The organism is Bacillus sp. V2I10, assembly GCF_030817055.1.
Classification (GTDB): Bacteria; Bacillota; Bacilli; order Bacillales; family Bacillaceae; genus Bacillus_P.
The window spans coordinates 5,248,851-5,265,392 of record NZ_JAUSYV010000001.1 but is presented as its reverse complement, the minus strand read 5'-3'; the positions used below and the strand labels follow the sequence as shown (position 1 = coordinate 5,265,392).

General features: G+C 38.2%; 14 protein-coding genes and 3 pseudogenes. 13 read left to right on the top strand and 4 right to left on the bottom strand.

Translation table 11 applies throughout. The features are described from left to right. The first annotated feature begins 67 nt into the window (after nucleotides 1–67). The 5 genes and pseudogenes from QFZ72_RS26595 to QFZ72_RS26575 all read left to right on the top strand — a co-directional run bounded on the left by QFZ72_RS26595 (nucleotide 68) and on the right by QFZ72_RS26575 (nucleotide 2,169). Nucleotides 68–535 (top strand): DUF2243 domain-containing protein, encoded by a 468-nt coding sequence (locus QFZ72_RS26595; protein ID WP_307439297.1) that lies wholly within the window; start codon nucleotides 68–70, stop codon nucleotides 533–535. Next, entirely contained in the window at nucleotides 531–1,319 is a 789-nt protein-coding gene (locus QFZ72_RS26590) for a cytochrome c oxidase assembly protein (RefSeq protein WP_373464724.1), read from the top strand. Before QFZ72_RS26595 ends, QFZ72_RS26590 begins: the two co-directional genes overlap by 5 nt. Nucleotides 1,320–1,335: 16 nt before the next feature. Next, nucleotides 1,336–1,521: pseudogene (locus QFZ72_RS26585) on the top strand (NAD(P)H-hydrate dehydratase); the annotation flags it as partial. Between the two features lie 44 nt (nucleotides 1,522–1,565). Next, nucleotides 1,566–1,724: a spore coat protein gene (locus tag QFZ72_RS26580; RefSeq protein WP_307439292.1), complete on the top strand. Its 159-nt coding sequence runs from the start codon at nucleotides 1,566–1,568 to the stop codon at nucleotides 1,722–1,724. Nucleotides 1,725–1,875: 151 nt separating this feature from the next. Next, nucleotides 1,876–2,169 (top strand): antibiotic biosynthesis monooxygenase family protein, encoded by a 294-nt coding sequence (locus QFZ72_RS26575; RefSeq protein WP_252200976.1) that lies wholly within the window; start codon nucleotides 1,876–1,878, stop codon nucleotides 2,167–2,169. Between the two features lie 1,058 nt (nucleotides 2,170–3,227). On the opposite strand, the gene QFZ72_RS26570 is transcribed toward QFZ72_RS26575, so the two are convergent. Next, nucleotides 3,228–4,232 (bottom strand): ABC transporter substrate-binding protein, encoded by a 1,005-nt coding sequence (locus QFZ72_RS26570; protein WP_373464723.1) that lies wholly within the window; start codon nucleotides 4,230–4,232, stop codon nucleotides 3,228–3,230. Between the two features lie 713 nt (nucleotides 4,233–4,945). On the opposite strand from QFZ72_RS26570, the gene QFZ72_RS26565 reads away from it, so the two are divergent. From QFZ72_RS26565 to QFZ72_RS26550, 4 genes are read left to right on the top strand one after another with little or no spacing between them, the layout of a single operon-like run. Next, the gene (locus QFZ72_RS26565; protein WP_307440027.1) at nucleotides 4,946–5,950 is read left to right on the top strand and encodes a FecCD family ABC transporter permease; all 1,005 of its coding nucleotides are present in this window, start codon (nucleotides 4,946–4,948) and stop codon (nucleotides 5,948–5,950) included. Beyond that, nucleotides 5,947–7,002 (top strand): FecCD family ABC transporter permease, encoded by a 1,056-nt coding sequence (locus QFZ72_RS26560; RefSeq protein WP_307439285.1) that lies wholly within the window; start codon nucleotides 5,947–5,949, stop codon nucleotides 7,000–7,002. Before QFZ72_RS26565 ends, QFZ72_RS26560 begins: the two co-directional genes overlap by 4 nt. Nucleotides 7,003–7,017: 15 nt before the next feature. Continuing rightward, entirely contained in the window at nucleotides 7,018–7,824 is an 807-nt protein-coding gene (locus QFZ72_RS26555; protein ID WP_307439283.1) for an ABC transporter ATP-binding protein, read from the top strand. A 3-nt stretch (nucleotides 7,825–7,827) separates the two neighbouring features. Next, nucleotides 7,828–7,953, top strand: a complete 126-nt coding sequence (locus QFZ72_RS26550) for a hypothetical protein (protein ID WP_307439281.1) — start codon at nucleotides 7,828–7,830, stop codon at nucleotides 7,951–7,953. 29 nt (nucleotides 7,954–7,982) lie between these two features. On the opposite strand, the pseudogene QFZ72_RS29680 reads toward QFZ72_RS26550, so the two are convergent. Continuing rightward, nucleotides 7,983–8,090, bottom strand: a pseudogene (locus QFZ72_RS29680) (recombinase family protein); the annotation flags it as partial. A gap of 126 nt (nucleotides 8,091–8,216) precedes the next feature. Next, nucleotides 8,217–8,366, bottom strand: a complete 150-nt coding sequence (locus QFZ72_RS29675; protein WP_373464644.1) for a helix-turn-helix domain-containing protein — start codon at nucleotides 8,364–8,366, stop codon at nucleotides 8,217–8,219. 676 nt (nucleotides 8,367–9,042) lie between these two features. On the opposite strand from QFZ72_RS29675, the gene QFZ72_RS26545 reads away from it, so the two are divergent. Then, complete coding sequence (locus QFZ72_RS26545; RefSeq protein WP_307439280.1) at nucleotides 9,043–10,359, top strand: haloacid dehalogenase-like hydrolase; 1,317 nt, start codon at nucleotides 9,043–9,045, stop codon at nucleotides 10,357–10,359. An 831-nt stretch (nucleotides 10,360–11,190) separates the two neighbouring features. Here QFZ72_RS26545 and pdxR read toward each other — a convergent pair. Then, complete coding sequence (pdxR, locus tag QFZ72_RS26540; RefSeq protein ID WP_307439276.1) at nucleotides 11,191–12,642, bottom strand: MocR-like pyridoxine biosynthesis transcription factor PdxR; 1,452 nt, start codon at nucleotides 12,640–12,642, stop codon at nucleotides 11,191–11,193. A gap of 144 nt (nucleotides 12,643–12,786) precedes the next feature. On the opposite strand from pdxR, the gene QFZ72_RS26535 reads away from it, so the two are divergent. The 3 genes and pseudogenes from QFZ72_RS26535 to proC all read left to right on the top strand — a co-directional run bounded on the left by QFZ72_RS26535 (nucleotide 12,787) and on the right by proC (nucleotide 16,332). Next, nucleotides 12,787–13,404 carry a LysE/ArgO family amino acid transporter gene (locus QFZ72_RS26535; protein WP_307439274.1) on the top strand — a complete coding sequence of 206 codons (618 nt, stop codon included), beginning with the start codon at nucleotides 12,787–12,789 and terminating at the stop codon, nucleotides 13,402–13,404. Between the two features lie 315 nt (nucleotides 13,405–13,719). Next, nucleotides 13,720–15,081, top strand: a pseudogene (locus tag QFZ72_RS26530) (IS3 family transposase). A 408-nt stretch (nucleotides 15,082–15,489) separates the two neighbouring features. Next, nucleotides 15,490–16,332 (top strand): pyrroline-5-carboxylate reductase, encoded by an 843-nt coding sequence (proC, locus tag QFZ72_RS26525; RefSeq protein ID WP_307439273.1) that lies wholly within the window; start codon nucleotides 15,490–15,492, stop codon nucleotides 16,330–16,332. The last annotated feature ends 210 nt before the right edge of the window (nucleotides 16,333–16,542 follow it).

The window sequence follows — 16,542 nt, the reverse complement described above, 5'->3', positions numbered from 1 at the left end:
AGATGTTTATGTCCGATATTTAATGGGGAATTTTAGTAGTAAACATTTGGAATGGAGGCACCTCGTTATGGATCCTGCACAATCGGCTCAAAGGGAGGCATATTCTTCCCGGAATCTGCTTTCAGGCATTTTGTTTGGCCTGGGTCTTGTGGCATTTATTGATGAAACCATTTTTCATCAGCTGCTGCACTGGCATCATTTTTATGATAAATCCACAACGGATATCGGATTAGTCTCGGATGGTCTGTTTCATGCGTTCAGCTGGCTTGCGACAATTGGCGGTTTATTTCTGTTTGCGGATCTAAGACGCCGGAATGCCTTGTGGATCAAGAGGTGGTGGGGCGGTGTCTTGTCTGGGGCCGGGGCTTTTCAATTGTATGACGGCACAGTTCAGCATAAGCTGATGGGGCTTCATCAGATTCGGTACGTGGATCATGTGTACATATATGATTGGATCTGGAATATCATCGCAGCGTTGATGCTGATTGCCGGGATCATTTTCATCGTCCGGACAAAAAAGCGGAAAGCTGATTAGTATGCATCATTCACATCATTTGATCGGAATCGGACCTCAATTACTATTGGCCCTGCCGTTTGTCGCTGCTTTGGTTTTGTACGGTATGGCTGTATCGATCTCTAACCGCAGCCGAAGAAAATGGCCTGTTTCCCGGTCCGTTTTTTGGTTTATTGGGATTTTTTGCGCTTTTTCTGCGGTGAGCGGTCCTTTAGCCAACCGTGCCCACATGGATTTTACCGCGCACATGCTCGGACATTTGCTCCTCGGCATGCTGGCGCCGCTTCTCATGGTGCTTGCCGCACCAATGACTCTCTTCCTGCGAACCTTGAAGGTGAATCAGGCAAGAAGGCTCACTAGTGTTCTGAAAAGCTTGCCAATACGGATATTAAGTGATCCTCTCACTGCTTCCTTGCTGAATGTGGGAGGACTTTGGCTCCTTTATACGACGGATTTATACCCGGCCATGCATCAGCATTCCATTCTCCATATCGTTATACATCTTCATGTTTTCTTAGCGGGGTATTTGTTCACCGTCTCTATGATTTATATTGATCCTGCACCGCATAGGACGAGCTTTGCTTATCGTATGATTGTGCTGGTGCTGGCGTTCGGAGGCCACGGAATTTTGTCTAAGTTCATTTATGCTTATCCGCCAAATGAAGTGTCCCTTGAGCAGGCCGAGGCTTCTGGAATGCTAATGTACTACGGCGGAGACGTCATAGATATTGTGATTATTTTCATTCTCTGCCTTCAATGGTACCGTGCTGCCCGTCCGCGTGTTGGGGAGCTATCCGCAAATTAGAAATGAGGTAACCTAAATGACAGCTCATCCATTTTGGACAGAGGAAAACGTAAGAACGACCCTTCCGAAAAGAGAGGCTTCAGGTCACAAAGGAACCTACGGAACTGGTCTTCTTTTAGCGGGAAGCAGAGATATGCCAGGAGCAGCGCTGCTTTCAGGACTTGGAGCGATGCGCAGCGGGATTGGCAAACTGGAAATTGGGTAAGGAATCTTGCAGTCGCCATTACAGAAACAGCAACTCCTGAATTGAGAGCTGCCTTAAGACAACAATTAAAAGCTGCTGTAGAAACACATGAAAGAATCTCTCACTATATGGTTTCAAAGGGGTATTATCATCCTTATGATTTAAGCGAACAAATAAAGGTTGACCTTGAAACCTCAAAGACAGCAAGAAACCTTGAATAGTCCTAAAATATGTGGATAGAAATAACTATTATTCATGTTCATTTAATGAGAGCGTTAATCCAAGAAGGATTTACGCTCTTCTTGTTGAATTCTTCCTAATGCGCAGAATAGTTCAACAAAAAGTATGACTGATTGAAAAAGGGTGGATGAAATGATATTGGAAGCTGTTATGCTGCAAGTTAAGGATGGAATGGAAGCTGAATATGAAGAAGCTTTTCTTAGAGCATCAGAAATTATTTCTTCAATGAAAGGTTACGTATCTCACGAATTACAGCGTTGTATGGAAGCCAAGGGGAAATATTTATTACTGGTGCAATGGGAAACATTAGAAGATCATACAGTTGGATTTAGACAATCAAACGAGTATCAAGAATGGAAAAAGCAATTACATCATTTTTATGATCCCTTCCCGACAGTTGAACATTTTGAGAAGGTTAATCTTTAATTGGCTGTTATTGAACGAACAGGGGCGAATCCTTAATCGGATAGCTCCCTTTTTAATGATATTAAGGTATTTGCTATTCCTTCAACAATCGGGCCATTTAATTGAACAAGGCTTATTGAACTGATATGAACAAAAAGCAATGTAGCTCTAATATGGAACGACTTTAAGCCCAAAACATTATATATCCCTAATAGCTACACCTGATTTTATAAGGTGTTGTTATTTTTCGTCATATATATTTTAAAAAAATAAATCGGGCCAGATTGTGTAGTAAAAGGATAGAGTAATTGTTTAAGTTACCTGAACCGTTAAAAATGTAAGCACATAGTTTTTATTTTTATGAAGCGTAAAGTATAACTCAATGTCTTTGAACGCTTCTTTTTTCTGACAAAAATTTGATTTATGAATTGATAAAGTAATCAGACTCAATCAAGACATGAGGCGGTTTTCTTAAAAGTGAAATAACATTGATTGTACTATTTCTTTGTTATAGTGATAAAAAAATTGATCTTTATATATTAAGTGTTTTGAAATATAACAAAATACTCCGCTTTGAATGGGGGATATCCTATGGCTAAAGTCTAGTTAACGTTTTACAGCAAGCAACCAGCAACAATTCATATTTTCGTTTTTCAACAAAGGGGCGCGATTGCTGAACAATGAGCAGTCGCTTTTTTACAAAACCGATCATGATTGTTCTATAAATGAATGGATGTAAATAATTAAGAGACCCAGCTACCTTCACAAGAGAAGATTAGCTGGGTTTTTAAAGTTGGATGTGCAAAATAACACTTAATATAAGCGCAAATTATCAAACAAAGTGACATTATTTGGTGATAAAAGATCATGAACTGATTAAAGGGAAATTTGATTTTGACTATCTAGAGTGCTAAATGAATCCTTAGTTCTTTAATAGCATTAATAGATAATTTAGACTAAAAAAGTAAAATTATAAGGTATTGAATTAAAGATTATAGCTAATGATTTAAAACTACAACAAAAATCGAAGAAAGGGGTAAAACGGGATTACAGTTATATAACTTTAAAGTAATTTTACTTTATTGTTCTAAAAAAAATTTTTCAATATCATCTAACATTAAGTTAGCTGCTTTTACTCCACCAGCAGTATTCCAAATCGTATCACTTACTTTATGCGCATTGTCTGCTTTAACGACTTCTAAGTTTTGCCATAGTGGATCTTTTTTCCAATCTTCTGCCCACTTTTCAGCATCTGCTTTCGCTGCTTCGTCTGCATAAGTGAAATAGAACATAATGTCTCCATCCATTTCAGGGATAATTTCTTTGTTCTCAGACATAAAAGCAAATTGATCGTCAGGTTGTGTGGAAAATAATTCCTCTAAGTGTGAAGGGCGTTTAAATCCTAATTCTCCTAGGATTACTCCAGAAAAGGAGTCAGTGTAGTAAATACGTGTTTGACCTGCCAAGAAACGAACGACAGACACTTCTTGATTTGTTTTATCACCGAGTTTTTCTTTTAACAGAGCTACACGGTTATTATACTCTTCAATGACTTTTTGCCCATCTTCTTCTTTATTTAATGCTTTTGCGTAGAATTCGAAGTTCTCTTTCCATTCACCTTTAAGTGTTTCAGAATAAACAGTTGGTGCAATGGCTTCTAATTTGTTATAGATTTTTTCGTGGCGCAGTTTATTACCGATGATAAGATCGGGCTCTAGGGAAGCGATTTTTTCTAAGCTTGGTTCAGTTTCAAGTCCTACATTTTCTACGCCTTTCATATCAGCTGAAATGTGCTCGTACCATGGATCTCCCAACCAAGACTGAACAGCTCCAACAGGCTTCACATCGATTGCTAATAGAGCTTCAGTTCCTTCATTAGTTAAGATGACAACTTTCTCAGGATTTTCTGGAACTTCCGTAGTACCCATAGCATGTTCAACAGTATAGGATGATTCTTTATTGCCTTCCGCAGACTCTGTATTTTTTTCACCATTATTATTACCGCATGCAACGAAACCAGCAAACGTTAACAGTAAAACGAAATATAAAAGCCAACTCTTAGCTTTCACTTGTGTAACCCCCATATGATAATAATTTTTATTAATAAAAGGATTCATATTATTAAAACGCTCCATATGTTGTTTCTCTCGCATTATTTATAAACCCTTGATGATTCCCATTTTTATATAATCTATGAGATTAGTAAAAAGGAGGAAACTGACACTCGCTGATAAAGCAAAAATTGGATGAGTCCCTTTTTTCAGCTAATATAAACGAAAGCTTTAAAAGACTCTCAAATCCCAAACCTATTTTATTAGAATCCAACATGTGACCTATTACATTCTCTCTTTCCATTCATAATATAAAGTATTGCAAGGTAATTGAGGTTATAGAAGTGAGTTTCAGTAACGTAAGTCATGATAGAAAAGCTTTGCATGTATTTGTGTTTCAGAACATCATAAACAACTTGATAACTGCAAATAAGAGTATTTTTACAGTTGGGAACCTGGTGTTAGTTGGTGTTTTTAAATGCATTTTATTATGCTGTAACTGCTAGACTATATTGGGATTTACTTACAGATAAAATAGAACACTTATTTACCAAATAAGATCTGGGCGAATATGATAGGTTTTGAGATTATAGTTGTTAAAGGCTTGAAAGGTGGGTATGGATCCTATACATGGAAATTGAGAAGTTATGAACAAATAAAGTTAATTGAAAATGATTTTCAGAGTATTTGATATTTAGTTCAATGAACTTAGTTTAGTTGAAAAGTAGTTATAAGGAGCAGGAATTATATTGTTGAAATCAAGCATTGCTAAGATTTTTACATTATTTTTAAGTGTCCTACTATTATTGTTTGGGGTCTGTGCAAGCATTGTTTATGGATATACAGATACCTCGTGGCAGATGGCCTATGAAGCATTTACATCTTTTGATGGTACAAATGAACATGTTATTTTGCAAAGTGTCCGATTGCCCAGAGCAGTCATTGCGGCAGTTGTAGGAGCATGTCTTGCAGTGGCGGGAGCACTCATGCAAGCGTTAACGAAAAACCCATTAGCTTCACCAAGTGTTTTCGGTATTAATGCGGGTGCTGGTTTTTTTGTTGTCGCGGCAGTTGCTATCTTTAAAAATAATTCATTGCAATCATTTACTTGGATTGCTTTTCTGGGAGCTGCGGTGGCGGCCTTTACCGTCTATTTTGTAGGGGCAGTCGGAAGGGAAGGATTGACACCCGTAAAACTAACATTAGCAGGTGCTGCAATGGCCGCGTTATTTTCATCACTGACACAAGGATTATTAGCAGTGAATGAAGCAGCGCTTGAACAAGTCTTATTCTGGTTAGCAGGATCTGTTCAAGGAAGAAAGATGGAGATGCTGTATGCCGTTCTACCATACGTTACTGTTGGTCTTATCGGGAGCTTGTTATTGGCTCCAAAGATTAACGTATTAACTATGGGAGAGGATATTGCCAAAGGTCTTGGTCAACGAACGGGCAGTGTGAAGATTTTGGCAGCACTAATGATCATTCTTCTTGCAGGAAGTGCCGTTTCTATTGCTGGACCAATCGGTTTTATTGGAATTGTGGTTCCTCACTTTGCCAGATATTTAGTAGGAACAGATCATAGATGGATTTTACCTTATAGTGCCGTTTTAGGCGGAATTTTATTGTTATCTGGAGATATTGGAGCCCGTTATATCATCATGCCTAATGAAGTCCCTGTTGGAGTGATGACAGCCTTTATCGGAACACCATTCTTTATTTACCTCGCACGCAGGGGGTTTCAAAAGTCATGAAAAAATATCAGTCTTTTAGACTCGGAAAAAACTTTGTTTCTTTGCTGCTTAATAAAAAGGCAGCAATTGTTATTACTACCCTTGCCGTTTTGACAGTGATCGTTTTACTCACGAGTGTCTGTATTGGTGAAGTGATGCTAAATCCTTTTCAAGTGTTTAGGGCCTTATTAGGTTATGGGGAGAAAATGGATTTACTTGTAGTTCAATCGTTTAGGATGCCAAGGATATTAATTGCCCTATTAGCAGGAATTTGTCTAGCCAGTGCTGGAGGAATCCTCCAAGGTTTAATTAGAAATCCTCTGGCCTCACCTGATATTATCGGATTTACAAGCGGAGCATCTACCGCGATTGTTGGATTCTTTGCTTTATTCAGTGATAAAAGCAACTCACTGACTATTAGTATTCATTGGCTTCCTGTAGCTGCTTTTGCGGGCGCTACGTTAATTGGTTTAATTGTTTATTTTCTTTCATGGAAAAAGGGTGCATCTTCGTTTCGGCTTGTTTTAATTGGAATCGGAATGAGTATGCTGGCCCAATCTGTAACGACTCTTCTTATGATTCAAGGGCCGATCTATCGCGCTTCTGAAGCAAATGTATGGATTACGGGATCTGTTTATGGAGCGACTTGGGAACAAGTTCGCATTTTAGCACCAATTACGCTGGTTTTTGTTTTAATCAGTATTGTATCCTCACGAAGTATTAACATTCTGGAACTTGGTGACGAGATAGCAACAGGTGTAGGAAGTAATGTTCAAAAAAACCGTTTTTTATTACTTCTTCTTAGTACAGCTTTAACAGGCAGTGCTGTTGCTTTTGCAGGGGGCATAGGATTTGTAGGTTTAATAGCTCCTCACATTGCAAGAAGGTTGGTCGGTTCATCTTTTGGAGCGTTGCTGCCTGTAGCAGCATTTATCGGCGGGTTACTTGTCATGTTGGCAGATTTGATAGGCAGAACGTTATTCGCACCATTGGAAGTTCCAGCTGGTGTATTTACAGCGGCGATTGGAGCACCATACTTTATTTACCTATTGTATAAAACTAGAAGTTTTTAAAAGGGGCGACATCCTATGAGCGCAATCGAAACTCAAGCATTAACATTGTCATATGGGGAAACGATTATCATAGATGAACTTGATTTAGAGATACCTAACGGGGAAATAAGTGTTTTTATCGGCAGTAACGGTTGTGGGAAATCTACACTACTTAAATCATTAGCTCGATTATTAAAGCCGGAAAAAGGATCTGTATTGCTTGAAGGGAAATCTATCGCCAAACAGTCGACGAAAGATGTTGCAAAACAGCTGGCGATTTTACCTCAAGGTCCAGCCGCACCGGAAGGCTTGACTGTTTTACAGCTTATAAAGCAAGGCAGATACCCTCATCAAAATTGGTTGAAACAATGGTCTCCTGCCGATGAAAAAGCCGTACAGGATGCTCTTGATGCAACAGATATGATTGAATTTAAAGAAAGACCAGTCGATTCTCTTTCTGGTGGTCAACGTCAAAGAGCGTGGATTGCGATGACTTTAGCTCAGGAGACAGAGATTATTTTACTCGATGAGCCAACGACTTATCTTGACATGGCTCACCAAATTGAAATTCTTGACCTGCTTTTTGATTTGAATAAAAGAAAAAACCGGACAATTGTAATGGTTCTCCATGATTTAAATCTAACTTGTCGATATGCTCATCATATAGTCGCCATTAAAGATAAAAAAGTATTCGCTCAAGGTCCCCCTGAAGAAGTCATTAACTGCTCACTAGTACAAAATGTATTTCATATGAACTGTGAAATAATAACAGACCCACTGTTTGGAACGCCACTTTGTATCCCGCACGGTAATGGCAGATGTATATTAAAGCAGCAGGGATAAATCATGCATAGACTTACAACAGAAGAAGTGTCAGACCTATTAAATTTATCGACTTTAATTGTGATTAGACAAAATCCAATAAAAAAACCAGCATCTCTAAAGGGAGTCCGGAAACGATTCGCAGATTGAGAGGTCAAATATGTAATAATTTTCAATTGTTATGAATTATCTTTTTCCATTTCCTTTGGCTTGCGATAAAACGCAGCCTGACTAACTCCTGTAATCGTGCATATCTCCTTTACGGTTTTATCGGTAGTTTTACGTATCAGTAATCAATGTTTCTATTCAAACAGTTGATTTAGTAAACAATCTGCCTCTTTTTAGAAATCATAGAATAAAAATCAGAAAGCTTGATGACGGTTTAACCGTTTATCAAGCTTTTTCTTTTTCTATCATCTCTTTTTTAATAGAAAAATCGTATTCCGTGCAAGACCGACTTCTCGGTGAATATCCATCGCGGACTTGCCTTTCTGAAGTAATTCGACGGCACGGTCATAGATGATTTTATCCTTCCTTTTAGCTTCGAAAGAAACCGTATTCAATTAGGAACGTGTTTCTTGATTAATTTTTTATGTAATAAAAGTTAGACTCTATAGACACATCTATCTATCAAAAACCAAGGTTTTTGGGGACCTGAATGTCACTTTTCATTTGTTTTGTCGTATGTTTTTTCAACAAAATTGGCATTAAAATTTAAAACAAAGTTTAACAGTTTGTAATTAGATGTACCGTTTAAAAAAAGATAAACCGTTTATTATGTAGGATTTTATCTTATTAAACAAACGGGCCATTTTCTTGAATAAGAAGTTGCATAAAAAAAGTGGGATTTTATGCATTTGACCTAACGTTACCCATTTCCTTTTCTTCTCGTTCGAAAAAGAACCTTTACAAATTTAACTGCTAATATTAAAATTATACTTAATATTCGGAATATTCAGTATAAACTTTGCGATCTTTCAAATGCTTTCAGGAAAATTTAAGTTTGCTGAAACGGTAAAGACTGACAGTAAAGCGAAATATCAACAGAGTGAGAGTATACTGAAGCGTTTCTAAATAGTGGCGGATATAGGATTACACTCAACAACCCTACATAAAAAGATGGCTTCATTATCCGTGAAATTGAAAAAAAGGAGGAACGTTCATGGCAAAAATTTCGAATTGACCATAGCCAGAAACGGGAGGATTAGCATTTTACTTTTTTAGGGGGAGTGTTAAGCAATGAAGAACAGAGTAAAGGGTTCAGTCATGACCATGATTTTAAGTTTGCTTCTCTTTTCAACAATTAGTACAGCATCTGCTGGACAAGCAATGCCTGTTAAAAAAGCAGAAAATAATAGACACAAATATGTTCAAGTGCTGGATGAAGGAAAATGGGCGCCACATACGTACAAAGCTGTTCAGAGTTTAATAGATAAGTACGGTAAAAACAATCCAAAATATAACCCGAAAAAGAAACCTTATGCTGTCTTTGATTGGGATAACACAAACATTATGAATGACACAGAAGAAGCTCTTTTTGTTTATCTAATTGATCATTTGGCATATAAGTTAACCCCAGAAGAGTTTTCAAAAATTATTCGAAAGGACGTTCCACCAGGCGAATTTTTAGAGGATTATAAAAACTTGGAAGGCAATCCTGTTACGATAGAGGAGATCGCTGCAGATGTAGATAGGGATTATCAATTCCTGTATCAAGAGCTGCAGAGGGGAAAATCATTAGAAGAAGTGACAGCAACAGACGATTTTAAGGATTTTAAAACAAAGCTGTTGTACATGTATGAAGCCATTAATGATACACATGGAGCAAATATTGGTTGGAAATGGATTCTCTACTTTTTTACAAATATGACGCGTGAGGAGCTTCAAAGCTTGGGGGAAGCGTCCAATGATGCCAATCTTGGAAGAGAATTATCTAAAGTGACATTGAAAAGTCCAGAATCTTTAAAAGGAGAAGCTGGCGTTGTTAGCAGTTCTTATTATACTGGAATCCGGCTGACACCTGAAATGTCAAACTTAATGCATACATTGCAAGCGAACGGTATTGATGTGTATGTTGTTACCGCGTCATTAGGAGACCTCGTCGAAGTGTTCGCCAATAATCCAAAATACGGCTACAATGTGCCAAAGAATAATATCCTTGGCATGCGATTAGAAATGAAAGACGGCAAGTATGAACCTTACTATAAAGAGGATTGGCCGTTTACTGGAATGCATGGTAAAACGGAAGTGATCCAAAAAGAGATCGCAAGTAAAAAAAGGGGACGTGGTCCAATATTGGTGGCAGGCGACAGCAATGGGGATTATGAAATGATGACAGAGTTCTCGGATACGGAGCTTGTGTTGATTGTAAACCGTGTCAGTGGTGGAAATATAGGAAAGCTATCAGCCATTGCCGCTTCTCAAATCGGAGAAAAGAATCCAAACTATGTGCTTCAAGGCAGGGACGAAAATACGGGTTTATGGATACCGACAGAGTACACCATTAAATTAGGAACAAATGAAAAGGTTTTATTGACTGATGTGGCTTTGAAATAAAGTCACGATGTTTATAAAAAAGACGCGCTGTTTATAATAAAGTTGCACCGTTTTACCCCTTTGGATAATATCCTCTAAAGGGGTGTTTTTATGTCCAAAAGAAAAAGTACATCTAAATTAAAAATTGGATCAAGGGAGTTGTTGAGTGGTAATAGAGTTGTTCCGTTAAGGGGCGCATTTCTCTAACAAGAGATGCGTCCATTTAATTAAAGGATCAATCCTAATAAAAAAGCTGTTGTCATAAATAATCTATCATTTATTATACAAATTAAAGCCCCCCTGATTATCGGGAGGCATATGCTCACTGCTACATTCTTTATTTACCTTTCCTCACGAATAGTGAACAGCACCCCACTTGTCCAGAGTGTATGTGGCAACACTAAAAAGATGCTGGTAAGTTTATTTTTTCTCTACTGGAAGTTCAACAGTAAATGGTTGTAAGTCCTTAGCTGGGACAAAGCTTGAAAAATCAAATTGCAAAATTGTATTTTTCAGCTTAAAGTTCATGATTTTTTCTTCCCCGTTTAAATCGAATGTAGATTGGAAGTGTGCTGTCTTTTTATCGATAGTTTTCACTTTATTCAGGCGGATGCTATGATTTTTAGGAGGCACTGGATGTTCAGGATTATTTTGCCTATAAATTCCTCATCCACTAATAATAATTCATATTTCAAATTATTTTTAAACAACTCAAGTTGGTGTTTACTCAAAGCGTAAACCTGTTGAATTTATGTAACTATCTGCATATTGACTTTCAGCAGCTTGAGAGAGATTTTCTTTCATAATAAAGACAGCATCATAGCGTTGTAATTGCGTTCTTCCTGATCGTACCTATTCGACTAGTCTTCTTACTATAATGGATAAACGGCGCAGACCATCTTCTAAACTTGAAAGAGATGCAAAGGAATAGGAAATACGCAGATACTGGTCAGCCTGATTGTCATAGACGTTTCCCGGGTTTAGTAATATGCCTTCTGCAAGTGCATGTTCAAATAGTTTTCTTATAGAGATTGACGGTAATAAACGTACCCAAACATAAAATCCTCCACTTGGCTTTTCCCATGTTGCAATACTGGAAAAATACTGATTTAAAGTATTTAGTGTAAAATCTCTTCGTATTTTAAGCTGTTTTCTTATTTCTTTAAGATGCTGATCATAAAGTCCGCTGGAAAACCATTCTGCTGCTGCCCACTGTGATAAAGAACTTGAACCATAATCGGTTTGCATTTTAATATCTGCTAAGTGCTCAATAACTGGTTCTGGACCAACGATCCAGCCAATTCGAAGACCTGGACTTAAAGATTTAGATAAACTTCCTATATATAGGTCAAGTCCATTTTTGTCAAAAGCCTTAAGCGGTTTTGGCGGTTTTTCATCAAACCATAATTCCCGGTAAACATCATCCTCAATTATAGGTAATTGTTCTTGTTGACAGATGTTTAACAATTGATCACGTCTTTCAGCAGTCATTAAAGTTCCAGTCGGGTTGTGAAAAGAAGGAATTGTATAAAGTAAAGCAGCTTTATGCTGTTTTTTATATTGTGGAATATGATTGGCTTTAATTCCTTCTTTATCTAACGGGATGCCAACTAATTGCATACCTGCTGACTGGAAGACATGCAGTGAATTTAGATACGATGGCTTTTCCGTTAATACAGTAGATCCTTTATGTAATAAACCAACACTAATAAGCTGCAGGGCTTGTAAAGCACCTGAAACGATTAAAATGGAAGAGGGTGAAGCTTGAATTCCAATTGTTTTTAAATAGCTGCTTATTTGCTCTCTGAGTGCCAACAGCCCCTTCGGTTCTTCATAGCCATAAGATATTTCTCCAGTAGACAATTTTTCGAAAACTTGTTTCATTGAAGAGCAAGGCATGAGTTCTGGTGATAATTCTCCGGTTCCTAAACGGATTATGTCAGGAATAAATTCAGCTTGATTTATTTCTTGAATCGTTGGCAAGTTGGGCTCGTGAATGCCAGAATTTACGTAGGAACTCCAATCCGGGGGAGGGGCGGTTGCTAAAAGGTTCCATGTATTATTAACCACTCTTGTTCCACTGCCGGTTTTTCCTTCAATAAGTCCTTCCGCTGTTAATTCATCATAAGCCGTTACAACTGTACTTCTATTTACTTCAAAAGCTTTTGCTAACGTGCGTTGAGGAGGGAGCTTATATCCTATCGTCCATTCACCATTGGCTATTTTTTCTTTCATAAGTTCAGTTATTTGTTTATGTAATGGTACAGGTGAAGACTTATTCGGCTTCCAATCGATTGAAGACATCCAAAGGTTCTCCTTTTTATTTACTTTACTATATATTATATGATTTGGTTGGAATGAAATCCATCCAATTGGTTGGAGACATGGTGAATCTCTTCAACTAAACTAAGACTAGTTTCATAAATTGGAAGAAAGGGAGAACATTGAATGTTAGAACCATTTATTCATGGATTTATTCTTGCACTGGGATTGATTCTGCCTCTTGGTGTCCAAAATATTTTTGTTTTTAATCAAGGGGCACTGCAGCCACGATTTATTAAAGCATTACCAGTTGTGATTACAGCCTCTTTGTGTGATACGCTTTTGATTTTAGTGTCTGTTTTAGGGGTTTCATTACTAATTCTAGGTTCATTTTGGATTAAAACGATCCTTATTGGGGGAGGTTTTATCTTTTTAATTTATATGGGATGGACCACTTGGAATAGTAAACCGAGTAATGAAAGAGAAGAAATGGCAAAGAAATTTTCTTTGAAGAAACAAGTGTTGTTTGCGGCATCTGTTTCCTTACTTAACCCTCATGCAATAATGGACACGATGGGTGTAATAGGACCAGGTTCGTTAAGATACCAGGGGGAAGAAAAAATAATATTTGTTTTTTCATGTATGCTGGTTTCGTGGAGTTGGTTTTTAGGACTTGCGCTAATTGGGCGTATGAGTGGAAAACTCGATAAATCAGGAAACTTTATGCTTGTATTGAATAAAATATCAGCCTTAATAATGTGGGGGGCAGCCGTTTACCTTGGACTATCTTTAATTAATAATTAAGTTAAGTAAGTAAATATTAAATCAACTTAGCCTTTAACTTATCTTCAACAATCGGGGCTTTCATTTGAATAAGCCCAAAAAAGGAAATGCCCAGACTGCTAAAAATCTGAGCATTACGTTACTTTTTACTGAGCTGGGTTTTTCATCTGATGGCAGAAGCAACTTTCTTGTTATGGCTGTAGTATTTTTGATCGGAAAGAGCCCTGTATATGAAAGATAAGCGGGTTATGAATCAGGAAGCTGTTAGAGAGTGGCCCATGTGAACTGCACCCCAAATGTTAGACACGACCTAACATTTGGAGGTGCAGTTTTTTTATGGCTAAATTTACAGAACAGGAAAAGGTAAATGCCGTTAAGCGATATCTTAATGGCATTGAAGGACACAAAGCGATCGCAAAATCCATAGGAGTAGCTCATGGGGTTTTTCACAGGTGGATCCAGCAGTATCAATATAACGGAGAAAATGCGTTTAAAAAACGATATACAACCTATTCTTTGGACGATAAACTAAAGGTACTTACCTATATGAACGAACACGGGACGTCCCTCAGTGAGACAGCTGCGATCTTTAAAATTCAATCTCCCTCTACGATTAATCGATGGAAGAGGTTATTCGACACACAAGGAGTGGACGGCCTTATTCCAAGGGAAAAGGGGCGGTCATCGATGAAAAAAGAAAACCCTAAAGTAAGCGAGATAAAAGAACCAGTGACAGGTTCTATTGAAGCTCTTCAGGCTGAAAATGAACGTTTACGTATGGAGCTTGCTTATGTAAAAAAGTTGAATGCCTTAGTTCAGAACAAAGAAAAATCACCAAACAAGACAAAGCGAAAGTAGTCTATGAATTGAGGCAGGAATTCCCGGTGAAATCACTCTTAAAGCTTGCGGGTATTCCTCGCAGTACCTATTACCATTTGACGAAGCAGCTTGAACGCCCAGATAAAGATGCTGAATTAAAAACGGCGATTAAAGACATTTTTCATGAACATAAAGGCCGATACGGGTACCGGCGTATTCGTGCTGAGCTAGCCAACCGAGGACTGCATGTTAATCATAAGAAAGTTTATCGACTTATGAGAGAACTAGGATTGAAGTGCCTAGTCCGCATAAAGAAATATCGGTCGTACAAAGGTGAAGCAGGCAAGGTTGCCGAAAATGTGCTAAATCGGAACTTCAAGGCGTCCAAGCCGAATGAGAAATGGGTAACCGATATTACCGAGTTCAAATTATTTGGAGAAAAACTGTATCTTTCACCTATGCTAGATTTATACAATGGCGAAATTCTCACCTATACGATTGGCTCTAGACCGACCTATTCCCTTGTATCGAGTATGTTAAATAAAGCCCTAAGAAAAATGCGCAAAGAAGATACGTTACTCATTCACTCGGATCAAGGATGGCACTATCAAATGAAGAAATACCGTCTGGCTTTGAAGAAAAAGGACATCACTCAAAGCATGTCTCGTAAAGGGAACTGTTACGACAATGCGGTCATTGAAAATTTCTTTTGGCATTCTAAAATCAGAATTCCTTTTTTACCAAGACTTTAAAAATGTGGAACATTTTAAAGAAGAACTAAGGAAGTACATCCATTACTATAACCACAAACGAATTAAGACAAAATTAAAAGGCAAGAGCCCGGTACAATACCGGACTCTTGCCCAACAAGTAGCTTAACGAAATTATGTGTCTAACTTTTAGGGGTCACTTCAATGGGGGCACTTTTTTTATTTAATACTTTCCATTTTTCAGCAGAATACTTTCTTTTCCACTATTTTTACTTTCCAAATTTCCCATTTTACTTGCCAAAACAGCTCAAATACTTTATTTTGTCCAATTGTCACCTAATCCCCTCGAGGCGGCCGCCTGGCCAAATATCCGCAAATCCCCCGATTACAGCCGATTATTCCCGTTTAAACGAATTCACTCATAGGTAATCCCTTAATGTTAACGCTTCCCTTCACTATCTCGGTCTATTCCTTATAATTGTCCTGTATTCCCTTGAAACTATCTCTCAGCATGTTACGATAATAAACGTTGAAAAAAGACGAACGGACACGAACATAGATCTTGAGGGGGCTCATTATGTTAAGAGAAAAAACAGTTGCATTTTTAGGTGCAGGTTCGATGGCAGAGTCAATGATTTCAGGGATTATACAGGTCGGCATCATTCCGGCAGAAAACATATATGTCACAAATAGAAGTACTCAATTGCGGCTTGAAGAATTGAATCATGTGTACGGAGTGAATGCCGTCGATCAGAATGCCTTGCCTTATGAAGAAATTGATTTGTTTATTTTAGCCATGAAACCTCAGGGCGCAGCGGATGCACTTCAGGCACTAAAGGATAAAGTTAGAGCGGACCAGGTTGTGATTTCTGTTTTAGCGGGCATTTCAACAACTTTTATGGAAGATCATTTAAATAGTGATCAGCAGGTTGTGCGCGTGATGCCGAATACGTCCAGCATGATCCAGGAATCAGCTACAGCGCTTAGCCCAGGAAGATATACGGTGATGGACAATGTGCTTGCTGTGAAAGAGCTGCTCAGCTGTATGGGCAAAGTCTTTTTAATTGAAGAAGAGCAGATGGATATTTTTACAGGCATTGCAGGAAGCGGTCCGGCTTACTTTTATTATTTAATGGAGCATATGGAGCAGGCGGGCGTTGAAAAAGGAATGGACGAAGAGATGGTCCGCGAGATTATTGCTCAAACCATTCTTGGCGCAGCGAAAATGATTATGGCAAACGACGAAGCACCGGCGAGTTTAAGAAAAAAAGTCACTTCACCAAATGGAACGACAGCATCAGGCCTTGAGGCATTGCGGAAAAATAATGGCGGAAAAGCCATTTCACAGGCGATTCATCATGCGGCGAAACGTTCGCAAGAGCTGAATGAAGAGATGTCAGGAGCATTGGTGACGTCTTAAGCCGAATGTACCAGAAAAGGATGACAGATATTCTCAGAGAGGGATAGGATGTTGAAAGAAGAGAAGCAGATAAAAAGAGTTGTTATTAGAAAAGCATGCATGCACGCGGACCGATGGGTTGCCTGCGCTGACAACGATTAAATATATGATGACAGGGAAGGGGCAAGTAAAATAAGCATTCCTATTATCAGAAAAAAACCAGATGTAGTT